The sequence below is a fragment of the Campylobacteraceae bacterium genome, assembly GCA_013215945.1.
In the GTDB taxonomy this organism is placed as follows: Bacteria; Campylobacterota; Campylobacteria; order Campylobacterales; family Arcobacteraceae; genus NORP36.
On the sequence record JABSOM010000003.1, the window covers coordinates 229101 to 242535 of the forward strand.

Annotated in this window: 12 protein-coding genes; 1 reads left to right on the forward strand and 11 read right to left on the reverse strand. The window is 26.7% G+C overall.

Going from position 1 to position 13435, the window contains the following annotated elements:
- Positions 1-97 precede the first annotated feature (97 nt).
- A complete protein-coding gene (locus HRT41_04755; protein ID NQY23319.1) occupies positions 98-1786 on the forward strand; it encodes a tetratricopeptide repeat protein in 1689 nt (562 codons plus the stop codon).
- Between the two features lie 123 nt (positions 1787-1909).
- Here the strand turns inward: HRT41_04755 and HRT41_04760 are convergent, their stop codons facing one another.
- From HRT41_04760 to HRT41_04810, 11 genes are all read right to left on the reverse strand, one after another.
- Entirely contained in the window at positions 1910-3022 is a 1113-nt protein-coding gene (locus HRT41_04760) for a hybrid sensor histidine kinase/response regulator (GenBank protein NQY23320.1), read from the reverse strand.
- 8 nt (positions 3023-3030) lie between these two features.
- Complete coding sequence (locus HRT41_04765) at positions 3031-3681, reverse strand: response regulator transcription factor (protein ID NQY23321.1); 651 nt, start codon at positions 3679-3681, stop codon at positions 3031-3033.
- Positions 3678-4709, reverse strand: coding sequence for a hybrid sensor histidine kinase/response regulator (locus HRT41_04770; GenBank protein NQY23322.1), 1032 nt, complete (start codon positions 4707-4709; stop codon positions 3678-3680). The genes HRT41_04765 and HRT41_04770 overlap by 4 nt, the downstream gene beginning before the upstream one ends.
- Positions 4706-6112, reverse strand: coding sequence for a response regulator (locus HRT41_04775; protein NQY23323.1), 1407 nt, complete (start codon positions 6110-6112; stop codon positions 4706-4708). Before HRT41_04775 ends, HRT41_04770 begins: the two co-directional genes overlap by 4 nt.
- A 31-nt stretch (positions 6113-6143) precedes the next feature.
- A complete protein-coding gene (locus HRT41_04780; protein ID NQY23324.1) occupies positions 6144-7028 on the reverse strand; it encodes a hypothetical protein in 885 nt (294 codons plus the stop codon).
- Entirely contained in the window at positions 6991-7374 is a 384-nt protein-coding gene (locus tag HRT41_04785) for an STAS domain-containing protein (protein ID NQY23325.1), read from the reverse strand. The genes HRT41_04780 and HRT41_04785 overlap by 38 nt, the downstream gene beginning before the upstream one ends.
- A gap of 58 nt (positions 7375-7432) precedes the next feature.
- The gene (locus tag HRT41_04790; protein ID NQY23326.1) at positions 7433-9358 is read right to left on the reverse strand and encodes a WecB/TagA/CpsF family glycosyltransferase; all 1926 of its coding nucleotides are present in this window, start codon (positions 9356-9358) and stop codon (positions 7433-7435) included.
- A complete protein-coding gene (locus tag HRT41_04795) occupies positions 9291-10430 on the reverse strand; it encodes a glycosyltransferase family 4 protein (GenBank protein NQY23327.1) in 1140 nt (379 codons plus the stop codon). Before HRT41_04795 ends, HRT41_04790 begins: the two co-directional genes overlap by 68 nt.
- A 110-nt stretch (positions 10431-10540) precedes the next feature.
- Positions 10541-11419 (reverse strand): glycosyltransferase family 2 protein, encoded by an 879-nt coding sequence (locus HRT41_04800; protein NQY23328.1) that lies wholly within the window; start codon positions 11417-11419, stop codon positions 10541-10543.
- Complete coding sequence (locus HRT41_04805) at positions 11412-12236, reverse strand: polysaccharide deacetylase family protein (protein NQY23329.1); 825 nt, start codon at positions 12234-12236, stop codon at positions 11412-11414. The genes HRT41_04800 and HRT41_04805 overlap by 8 nt, the downstream gene beginning before the upstream one ends.
- Positions 12237-12246: 10 nt before the next feature.
- Positions 12247-13434 (reverse strand): hypothetical protein, encoded by a 1188-nt coding sequence (locus HRT41_04810; GenBank protein ID NQY23330.1) that lies wholly within the window; start codon positions 13432-13434, stop codon positions 12247-12249.
- Between the last annotated feature and the right edge of the window lies 1 nt (position 13435).

The window sequence follows — 13435 nt, forward strand, 5'->3', positions numbered from 1 at the left end:
TGTAAAGACTGTTTTTGTATTAACGATATATTTAGATATTAGATTACGTTATTTTTATAAGTGACTACATTTAAGTAAGCTGCAAAGGAAAAAGGACATGAGCCCTAATAAAGTTGTTCAAAATTTATTAGAAGAAGCTATTCATAAATATAAAATAAAAGATTTCAAAACATCAAAAAAACTATTGGAAAATATATTAAAAATAGAAAAAAATAATTATGCAGCACTTAATAACCTAGGGCATATTAATAAGGGTTTGGGAAATTTAAAAGAAGCTTTATCTTATTATATCCAAGCCCTTAAATTAAATCCGAACAATGCAATGAATTATAATAATTTAGGAATTGTATACGAGGGATTAAAAGACTATAAACGAGCAAAAGAAGCTTATAAAATGGCTATTAAAATCAATCCTAAGTTTTCAAAAGCTATTACTAATATGGGTGTGATTTTATACAAAGAAAAAAAATATAAAGAAGCAATAAATATTTTTAATATTGCTTTAGCTGTTGATGAAAATTATCATGAATTACACAGTAATATAGGTGCGTGTTTTAACAAATTAAAAGACTACGACAAAGCAATAGCGTCTTTAGAGAAAACAATTAAACTACTGCCCCATCATGCCGGAGCGTATACAAATTTAGGAAATGTTTACAATAAAACATTTAATTACAAAAAAGCTTCACAACTTCATGAAAAATCTATTGTACTTAATCCTAAAGGTTTTCATGCTTACAGTAATGTGGGCACTTCCTATAAATACCTTGGCTTAAGTAAAAAAGCCATAACAGCGTATTTAAAAGCTATATCGTTACATCCCAATTTTGTTAATGCACATTTTGATCTAGCAAGCATGTATTTATCGCAAGGAGAGTTTGAAAAGGGATGGGAAGAGTATGAGTGGCGCTTTAAAAAAGAAGGAATGTTTTCTCATCTTCTTAAGTATAAAGATATCTTTTCAAAAACCATGCTAAAAAAAGAGATGAATATAGAAGGCAAAACCCTTTTACTTCATTGTGAACAAGGTTTTGGGGACTCCCTTCAGTTTATTCGTTTTTTAGTGCCTTTAAAGAAAAAATTTAAATGTAAAATAGCAGTAAAATGTAGAAATGAATTAAAAGAATTATTCAAATGTCTAAAAGAAATTGATATTTTAGTATCAAGAAGTGAAAAAACTCCTTCTTTTGATGTGCATTTACCAATAATGAGTTTGCCTTATATTTTAGAAATGAAAAATACAAATGAACTGCCCAAAACAAAAGCATATTTACAAACAAAAGTAAATAAAAAATATAAGATCAAAAAAGAAAAAGGCAAAATAAATATAGGTATTTGCTGGAGTGCTTCGCTTACAGGTGAAAGTTATGAAGGAAAAGTATTTGCTTTAAAATACCTAGAAGATTTTATTAATTCTAAGAATATAAATGTATACTCCTTACAAGTAGGATCCCAAAAAGCGGATATTAAAAAACTTTCTTATGAAGATAAAATTATTGATTTAAGTGCCCACTTAAGTGATTTCTCACAAACAGCTTCTTTAATGAAAAGTATGGATCTTATTATTTCACCTGATACTTCTGTTGCACATTTAGCAGGAGCCTTAAATAAACCTGTTTGGATTCTTTTGAAAAAAATTCCAGATTGGAGATGGGGGAATAAAGGCTTAAGTACTCCATGGTATCCAAGTGCTACTCTTTTTAGACAAAAAACAGCAAGAGTTTGGAGTGATGTTTTTGAATCCATGTCTGAAAAACTTTACGAAAATTTTAACATAAAAATATAATATTGAAGGAAAGAACATCATAAATTAAAAGAACGAGTGTTTCTTAGATTCTTTTGTCCTCAAAATCACTCTGTACTTTAATTGGGCTTTTCTTAGTTGGTTTTTAATGTAAGTGTGAGTATTTTAATTTTTTTGAAAATTCATTATAAACCTTGCACCCTTATCTCCATTTTCTACATTTAAGTGTGAGCCAAAACTGGCTTCAATGACAAGTCTTGCCATATAAAGACCCACTCCTGTGCCCTTGTCTTTTGTTGTGAAATAAGGATTAAATATTTTATTCTTTAAACTATGGGGTACTCCACCTGCATTATCTTCAATAAAGAATTCAATACAATCATCATTTTTAAAACTTTTAATTTGTATTTCTTTTTTTATTATTTTATTTTCAACCAGTGCTTCTTTTGCATTAGAAATAAGATTTATTAAGACTTGTTCAAACTCTGATTCTGTACCATAAATATATTTTTCTTGAATATCCATTAGAATCTTTATTTCATTTTCCTCCAATTGTTTTTTCATTAAATTTAATATTTTATTAACAGAAACTTCAATACTAAAATCTTTTTTTAATTTATTTGGGTTGAAATAATCTCTAAAATCATCAATAGTTTTACTTAAAAATTGAATTTGAAATTTGGTGCTTTCATCAAAATCTTTTACAAACTCTTCATTTATTTCATTAAAATCAAAAGAACTTTTTATATCCTGACAATAAAGAGAGAGAATGTTTAAGGGTTGTTTTAATTGATGAGATATCACATTTATCATTTCTCCCATTGCCGCCATTTTAGACTGATAGATAATTATTTCATTTTTTTGGTTTAGTTCGTTTTCTCTCATAATTTTATCTTCAAAAAGTTTGATATAAACCCTTAATTTTGAAGTGAATAATGCATTATTAATTGGTTTGGTTATATATTCAATGGCTCCTAAATCATAGCCTTTTTGTTGATATTCATCTTTATCATAAATACCTGTAATAAAAATCACTGGTATATCTCGTATTTTATCTATTCCTTTTAAATATTCTGCAAATTCAAAACCATCAATATCTGGCATTTGAATATCTGTAAGGATTAAATTGATATCTTTTTTCATAAGTTTGTCAATTGCGTCTTGAGCACTTTTAGAAACTTCAATCTTAACATCAAATTCATCTAAAATCATAAGAGATAAAGCGTCTAAATTTTGTTCTATATCATCAACAAGCAAAATTGTAAATAATTGTTTCATCTTTTTACCTACTTTTTTATTATATATCCAACACCACGGACATTTTTAATTAATTCAAAATCGATATGTTTTCTTATATCTCTTATATGACTAGAAATAGTATGCATGTCTTTAAAAGCATCTTCATAAATAAAATCTGCAATAGTATCAAAGGATAAAACTCTGCCTATATTTTTAATCAATAAATACAAAATTTCATTTTGTTTTTTTGATAAAATAATCATTTTTTTCTCTTTGAATAACTGCTTTTCAATTAAGTCATATTTATATCCATTTTGAAATTCAATGTAATCTTTAAAATGAAAATTTTTTATTATAGCATCCATTCTTAACTCTAATTCCGCGAGTTCAAATGGTTTTTTTAGATAATCGCTGCAACCAAGGGCATAGGCTTTTTTAATATTGGAGATATCCACCATTGCACTTATCATAATGACAGGAAAATCAATCTTTTTGTCTCTTAAAAATTCCAATACTTCAAAACCATCAACATTTGGCACGTTAATATCAAAAATAAAAAAATCAAAGTCATAAAGATTAACATCGTCTAACATATGTAAACCATCATCAAAACCAATTATTTCATGACCTTTTAATGTAAAATATTTTTCAATATGTTTTTTTAATAAAAAGTCGTCTTCAAGTAATAAAATTTTCATTTTTCTTCTTTATAAATGAAGCTAAATTTTGTAAAATTATTGACAGACTTAACTTTAACTTCAATTTTATTTTTTTTGCATACTTGCGCAACGATATCCAATCCAATACCTAAACCAAAATGATTGCTGTCTTCTTGAAAAAGATTTTTAAATATTTCATCTTTGTTTTTGATAATTCTACCTTGGTTTGAAATTGAAAAAACAATTTTATCATTTCTGTTTTTTACTTTTATTTTTATAGTGGTATTAGGACTTGCATATTTAATAGCATTGGATAGTACATTTAAAAGTAACCTTTTTAATTCTACATCATTTATATAAATCATTGGATTTTCAATTTCATTGTCAAATGAAAACGTAATATATTTTGTTTTTGCAAGAGGTTTAAAATATTTAATCTGTTTTTCTATAAATAAATCCAGTTCTAACCATCTGGGATCAAAAGGGCTGATTTCTTTTTTAATAGCATAATAAATATCGTCAGAAACCACATTTAAATTGATCATTGCTGCTTTAATACTATCCATATACTCACTGGTCCCATACTCTAATGTTTGCATCTCAATTCCTGTTTGAATGACACTTAAAGGTGTATATATTTCGTGAAAAGATTTTTCAAGCAAATTATTCAAAGAAGAAATAATTATACTTGTTTGAAGATGTGCTTTGACCCTAATTATCACTTCTTGTTCATTAAAAGGTTTTGGAATATAATCAATACCTCCCACTTCAAAAGCTTTAACTTTGTCTTCTATATTGGTAAGTGCTGATAAAAATATGACAGGGATATCTTTTAAATTCTTGTCTTTTTTTAAATTCTTGCAGGTTTCATAACCATCAATTATAGGCATCATAATATCCAGTAGTATTAAGTCTGGTTGGATGTTTTTTGCGATTTCAATGCCTTTTAATCCATCTTTAGCCATGAATAATTCATAACCATGTTTATCAAGCATATGTCTTAATACATTGATATTTTCTGAAACATCGTCTATTATAAGTATTTTTTTATTTAATGTTTTTTTCATAATACATCTGCTTCAATTTTATTTATTATTTCTTCAAAATTATAGTTATTAAGGTATTTTTTTAATACTTTTTTAGATTTCTGATTATTTATTTTTTCCATAATCTGAGATAACTTTTTATATTGTCCTAGTTTTGCATACTTAAGGATGTCTTGTTTTAACGCTTCATCCTCAATTACTATAAAATCATTTGCAACTCTTATACTCATTTTATCCTCAAATTCGAATTCTTTACCACTAAAAAAAATCAAAGCCTGCTCAATATCACTGAAACTATAGGGTTTTATTATATAATTTGTAAAGTACTGGCTAAGTAATTTTAAGTCTTCACTCATAACAGATGCGGTTAGCGCAATAAGAGGTAATTTTTTATTTGTTTTTTGTATATGTTTTACAATATCAATTGAATTATTATTACCAAGGTTCGTATCCAGAAAAATCATATCAACAGACTTATTTTGTAAATAATTTAAAAGTTCATCTTCTTTGTTAAATATTTCATATTTTATTTTCTTAGAATTTAAATAAGATTCAAGAATTGATTTTTCTTTATCTATTCTTTTGCCTATTAAAATGAAAAGTTCATTGTTCTTTTTGAGCGATTTTATTTCTTTAAGTTCAAAAACCTCTTTATTGAAAGCAAGAAAATTTTCTTTAGAAGATTCACATTTAATCACAAAAGAAAACTTACTTCCTTCATTTTTCATGGAATCGATTTTTAATTCACTTCCTAGGGCTATTATATTTTTATTTGCAATGGCTAGTCCTAAACCATTGCCTTCGTAATCATTGCTTTCTTGTGTTCTGATGTAATTCTCAAAGATTTTTTCTTGCATGGATTTTTCAATACCTACCCCTGTGTCAATAACTTCAAATAAAATACTGTTATCATCCTTTTTTTTACAATTAAAAACCACACTACCTTTGTGTGTGAATTTTATTGCATTTCCAACAATATTCAAAAGAATGTAGAAGAGTTTATTTTTGTCACTTTTTATAATAAAATCAGGCTGCAATTCATTATTAAGTACTATTTTAATATTTTTTGAAAGAGCAATAGATTCAAAGATAGAATATATATTAGTAATAAGTGTATTTAATTCAAAGTCACTAATGTTCAACTTTTTTAAGCCTACATTTTTACTAATATTAATTATTTCATTGATTAAATCTATCATATGTGTGCTTGCATCTAAAATTTTATCAATAAGCTCTTCTTGTTCATCATTTAAGAATTTATTTTTTGATAAAATTTGTGTATGACCATAAATTGAATTTAAGAGGGTTCTTACATCATGTGATATATTAGATATGAAAATATCTCGGGAATTGTCATTGGATTGTATTTTCATCTCTTTGATTATTGTAATAAGTTCTTTTTTTGTCAAGGTATTATAATCCATAATAAATCCTATAATCACTAAATAAATTAAGTCACAAGTTTAAAAGGTGAAGGGAATTTGATGAAACAAATTTCTTATCAATATTATATACTTTTTTATTATTTTTATCAACTATTGCATTTGCTAAAATTAACTTTTCATCAAATTTCAAATTTTTATTAATATATGTATTGTCATAAACAATAGAATTTGTTATTTCACAATGTGATTGAATAAAAACATTGGGGTTTAAAACAGTATTCGGACCTATTTTTGAGTTTTCACAAACTTTTACATTGTCCATAATAATGACGGGAGCAATAAGTTCGCATCCACTTTCAATTTCAACATTTTTTCCAATAAGAATTCCTTTCTCATTGTTATAACCCAGCAAAAAATATTTATCATTTAAATTCTTAAAAATAAGATTTGAAATATGAAAATAATCTTCAACAGAAGTCATTTCTTTTAAATGTAATACGTTTTTTTGTTTAAAAGTATTTATGTTAATATTTTTAAGGTGATTTTTTATATAAAATATTTTAAAACTTTTGTCTCTAAAGAGGGTGTTTTGGGATGAATTGAAAAAGGTATTGTCAATTAGATTGAAATTATTTTTTATAAAACCAAAATTTTCAATAATTATTAATTCTTCATCTTTGAAGATATCAAAGTTTCTTAAATATGATTTTTCACTGCTGTAACTTTTGATAAATGTTATCTCAAAATTGAGTGTATCTATGGTATTAAGCTTCTTCTTTAAATCCAAAGGATCATTACTAGCAATAAATACCTCTTTAATTCCAAGCTGATATAAAAAATCAAAATAATAAGCAAGCAGTATTTTCCCACATATTTTTAAAAATAGTATTTCATCTATAAAGTTTAAGGCATTTTCTTTATGCTCTTTGTTGCATACTTGTATTACTGCTCTCATTGTGTTTCTCCTTATTAAAACTATTTAAAGCTTCAACTTCATTTTTATAAATTTCAAATAAAGAGTCAACTCTTGTAATTTCAAAAACAATTTTAGGTTGATTTATTAGATTTATGAGCTTTATTTGCGTATTATTTTTCATTGTTATTTTTAAGCAGTTGATAATATAACTGAGTCCAGCAGAGTCAAGTAATTCTAGTTTCTCTAAATCAAATATATAATTTTTGCTGGTATCAACCTTTGAAATCACATCACTTTTTATGGCTTTAATTGTATCTGAAGTCAAACTGCCATTGAATCTCACTATTATAATATCTTGTTTGTTCTCATAGTTTATACTAAACATAATAACTCCTTCATTCTTTTATAAATTATAAACAAACAAATTGCAAGTACTTTGCAAATCAATAAGAACCTTTTGAAAAAAACACAGCAGGAATTGTTTTAAGTAAAAGAATAATATCGTATACAAAACCATGTTCTTTTATGTATTTTTTGTCCATAATCACCTGCTGTTTAAAAGGTATTTCACTTCGACCACTTACTTGCCAAATACAAGTAATTCCTGGTTTAATATCTAAACGTTTTCTGTCTTCTATACTATATTCTTCAACCTCACTTATAATTGGTGGTCGTGGCCCCACTAAACTCATCTCACCTCTTAATACATTGAATAATTGTGGCAGTTCATCAAGGCTTGTTTTTCTGATAAATTTCCCTACTTTTGTAATTCTTGGATCATCTTTCATTTTAAAAGTTATCCCATCTTTTGATTCATTTTTTTGTACTAATTGTGTTTTTAAAGCAGAGGCATGCATTATCATTGATCTAAATTTATACATTTTAAATATTTTTCCATTTTTTCCTACTCTGTTTTGACAAAAAAGAAAAGAGCCTTTAGATTCAATTCTAATAACAAGCCCAAGTACACAAAAGAGTGGTAAAAGTAGAAATAACATAAGACCAGAAACAACAATGTCCATTAATCTTTTGAAGAAAGAAGAACAATTTAATTTAAGTTTCCATAAGATATTTTTGTATTTATAATGAAATGTATGTGCGTCATAGTTTTTTAAATAACTCTCAATCAAAATATTTTTATTAGAACTCTTTTTATATTGATACACCCCATATAAAAATTGGGGGTTTCCTATAAGATACCTTTTCCACATTCTTTGTGGTTCTTGTAACATTCTATACGTCCACTCAAAACCAATTTCTCTTATAAAAAGAGGGGCTCTTTTTATAGATTTTGAATAAAAATCAAACAAACCTCCTACTCCCAAAAACAGCTTTGCATCAATTTTATTTTTGTATTTTTCAATAAAAGCTTCTTGCACAGAAGCTCCTAAAGCAACAAATAAAATATCCGCTTTTGATTGATTTATATCTCGTATTAATTGGGGAATATCTTGTTTTTGTACATAACCATGATGTACTCCCACAATTTGTAATGTTTTGTATTTTTTCAATAATTCGTCTTTTGCTCTTTGTGCAAGGCCTTTTTTAGCACCATAAAGATATATTTTATAATCTTGTTTTTGGGCCAGAGAACAAATATAAGGAAATAAGTCGGTTCCATTTAAATTTTCTTTTAAAGGATTATCTAAGATATTACAGGCAATATTAATACCGCTACCATCAGGCAATATATAATCACCTTTTTGCAAAATGTGTTTATAAACAGGATCCTTTTGACTTTTATTTAAACAATCCGCATTAACAAAATAGAGCGATTTTTTTTCTTTTTTGTCTACTGCATTTTTTATATTTTTTAATATCTCTATTCTTGTTAAATTATCAAATTCGATATCAAATAATTTTACTTTTGAACGGTAATTGATTATTTTTTTATAATATAAAAGAGAAATTAAGGATTTAATAAGTATTTTAAAATCGTAAAAGAAACTTCTATGTTTCAAATACTCTTTGTTACATTTGTATATTGAGGTATTAGGAATTTTATTATTTTTATGTACAAACCAAAGACTACACAGTCCAATTTTATTTTCATTTGTTTCATAAGAAGATTTTTCTTGACACTTAGCCAAGCCCACAAGTGAGATATCTCCTTTTAATATGTAATAAAACAAAGGAATATTTCTCGCAAATAGGGGCTCTGTATTATATACATAGAATTTTTCTTGTTTATTTATAATAATACTTCTAAAAACATCTTTTTTTAAAAACATTTTATTTTTTATGAGATAATAAAAGAACAATAAAAATCCAAAACTTAAGACGCATAAAGATAAGAGATATTCAAGACAACGTTTTTGAATACTGTAAAAATTTATTTTTTTCATAAAGTTTAATAATTTTTTTTGCATGACATCTCCAATCATATTGTTTCGCTCTTTGCAAACCCGCTTTTTTCATTTGTGTTTGCAATTTTTCATTGTAAAGAACCATCATTATTGTGTTTTTTATGTTTATTTCATCGTATTCGTCAAAGAAAAAACAAACATCTTTTCCTATTTCTATTAAAGATGAGTTTGAAGCACATGCAACAGGTACGTTCATTGCCATTGCTTCGATTAAAGGAATTCCAAATCCCTCGTAAAGGGAAGGGAAAACAAACAGTTTCGCACGTGAAAAAAGAAAAGGCATGTCTTCATTTTTTACAAAACCAAGAAATTTTATGTGTTTTTTATCTTTAGATTTATTTACGTATTCATGAATGAAATTGGCATTTCCACAATCACTTCCTACCAACACCAGGTCATAGGTATTCTTAAGTTCTAAAGGCAAATTTTCGTAGGCTTTTATAAGATTAATATGGTTTTTTCCTGGATGCTCAATTCTAGATATGTATAAAATATATTTAGAAGTAAGATTAAACTTTCTTGTTTTTGTTGTTTTATTTTTATCATATAATTTTTTGTCAAATCCATTTGGATTGACTATTATATTTTCCTCTTTTACTTTTAAATACTTCAACATATCACTTTTTGTATTATTGCTTACTGCAACAATTTTATCAATACCCCTTAAAAAAAGAGGAATAAAATGTTTTATATAGAACATTCTAAAACAATCGTATTTTTTCTTGATATAAAACTGTGATAAATCATGAAAACTAGCAATAGTATATAAAGGATAATATATCATGAGCCTTCTATTTGCTGCAGGTAAAAAAATGAAATCATATTTATTTGATATTAAAAAAGGCAAAATAATAAAATGAAATAATATATTTAAAGCTGTGTGTTTTAAGAGATCTGGATATACAATAAAATGGATATTTTTATGTGTTCTTGTATAGTTTTTTATATCACTTTTTAAAATAGCCAAATATATTTCATTGTTTAAGGCTAAATTGAACACGCAGTTTTCGATATAGTTTGAAATTCCAGATTTACCTTGATCAAAAACCAAAGCACTTACAAATATTTTATACATCTTAAATCCTTGTATTAATGAATACTACGATTGTTTTATGCAAATACATTGCATTATATTTTAAAAAAATCAAGGATCTTATATATTTACAAGATCCATCTTTGAAATATTTATTGATAATTCCCATATGTAGGTTCTTTATCTTTATTCTTTTTTCGTTTAATACCATTTTTATGTCCTAAATAATAGGCATAATGGTAAACCAAACGGAAAATCAATGTTTTAAAAAAACCAAATACATCAAAATATTTTAAATGAAAAATAAAATCATGAAAAATAGAAGTGAGATAATTTTTAATCACTGTAAAAACATTTAATTTTAAATCAAAAATATAGGCATCTGCTTCCCCCTCAACATATTTTCTATTAAACAGCTGCTTAAAATTATAATTGTGAGAATGCATTACTAAAGCCTCTTTTACATATTGAATGTGATATCCTTTTTCTTTGATATCTATTGCCCATTTTGTATCCTCAGAAGCCCAAGATTGGGTATAAAAAGGAACTTCTTTCCAAACCTCTCTTTTAATTGCAGCAAGAGGAAGAGAAAAGTGCATCCATTCTGGTTTTTCTCCCATAGGAAAAGAAACTTCATAATCTCTTCTAACCCATAACATTGCTTCAGGACGGCAAACTTGTCTTGCAAACACGGCATGTGTATTTTTGTTCACCAGCCCATCCAATAAAAGCTGTAAGGTATTAGGTAAAAGCATGATACAGTCTGAATTTAGAAAAACAACAACATCGTTATTGCATTTTTGTAAAACATAATTAATTACTTTTCCGGGATGATATTCTTGTGCTTTTATTTTTACAAGAGTATGTTTATATTTGGAACATTTTTCCAAGGTATCATCTTTTGAACCTGAATCAACAATGATCAAATCAAAATGCGTAAAGCTTTGTGAAAATAAAGCTTTTAAACTTTGATCTATTATTAATGAAGAATCTTTTGTTCTCATTATTATTGAAACGCGTTTATCAAACATGACTTACTCCTTTTTTATTCAATAGCTCGCTCATATGAATATTTTCACACGTAGAGATATATTCCAATATTTCATCCACTTTTTCAAACTTATCACACAAATACATTGTGATTGGATGGATAATGACATTTGATAAAAGCCCTTTTTGTTCATTTTCTTTTAATTGATTTAAAAGCATTTCGCTCCACTCCTCGATATAATAAGAATTGGGACCAAAATCATCACTCCAGTTATATCTTTTTTGCCAGGTTTTAATCCATTTAGGTGTTCGTTCTGCATGAATTAGATGTTCATGGTCGGGAATAATATTGATAGGCAAATTGTATAATCCTGTTTTATGTTTTTGAAGTCCATAGGAGTTTTTTGAAACACCATCAGAACATATTTTTATGCCTGCTTTAAAAAGAACTTCTTCCGTGTTTACTCCATGCATATACATATGATTTCTCCATACTTTAATCGTTTTTCCAGACATTTTATAAATGATATCCATGGTTTTTAAAACGTCTTTTCTTTGAATCCATTTGGGACCATTATAATTTTTTGTCAATTTATTCCAAACACGATGAAAAAACTCATATTCAAAAGCATTATAATTATGTCCTCCTGTTTCAATTAAGGGGTTATATATAATGGACGAGACATCATCAAACTCTTCTAAAAAAGATTTTCCTGTTATAAAACAGGTCATTTTCACCTTATGTTTTTCCAAGCGTTTTAAAAAAGCGCGTGCTGTTTGCATTTCAGTGATATCACAATGTTTTTGATTAAGCGTTTTTAGACTTTTATGGTGCAAATCACCTGTTAAACAAATCATAAATAAACCTTTATAAACCATATTCTTTAAAAGAGAAATTATTGTTTACATATTTTCCCCAATATAAAAGATATTGTTGTTTTAATAATGTGGAATCACTTGTGTTAATATGAAAAAAACTATTGAGTACATCGGTATTTTTATCTTGCATTCCAAACGCTACATAAGGAAAAAGAAGGGGAAGCACTCCTTTGTATCCAAGCATTTTTACTCTTAATCTATTTGTTAAACTCAAGTTTTTTATCACATGATTGGGCAAAAATAAATTGCGTATATTTTTTAAAACCATTTTAAGACTTAAGTTATGAGATAAAGAGTTTGACAAAGCAGTTTCAAAATAACCTTGCCATTTGATATCTTTTTTTTGTAAAGACATTGCTTCACAGTTTAAATGTATTTGTTTGAGTATCTCTTTTACCTCATTTTGAAAGTCAATCAAATTAAGTTGTAAATATTTTTGATAATTGGGCTCAAACCTAAAAGCCATTGCGTCATCATACATTTTTTTAAAATTTTCATCAATATTTTTTTGATTTCTCATACGTATTTTTTTTTCAACATAAGAATAATGGTACTGCCCTTGATAGTATAAAAGAGCATCTCCATATCCTATGATTGCTTTTACACAATGTTTAATTATGGTTTTTAAATCTTTCATTGTATGGTCTTTTTTCGCAAGTATCAAATCATTGATCGTAAGAAGGGTTCCTCTGTTTACCATCAAGTTACGTATATCCCAATCGGGTATATTTTCAATATCAAAACGGCTCATATGCGTAAAAAAAGAGAAGTCGCCATTAATAACTTTATGACCATATTTCATATCATAGGTGATGACCAAAGGTTCACATATTCTTAATTTAAATTCACCAATAAGTGAGAGATCAAAATCAATGTTAAAATGGCTGCAATGACTTGCGATTATTGAGTGAATGTTATTTTTAAGTTCGATTTCTTTTGTCTTGCCAATATTTTTAGAAACAATCAAAAAATCTAAATTGTTATGGGGGAATTCCACATTCTGAATTTTTATTACACCTCCTTCACCTCTTCCATAACCTCCAATTAAAATCACACATGTATACGATGAAGAAACAATAGATGCTTCAATGTCACTGGAAATATCATTCAAGAGTTTTGTCATTTTCTCTTCAAAATGTACACTTCCTTTAAGACTTAATTTTCCAAAAGATTTCATT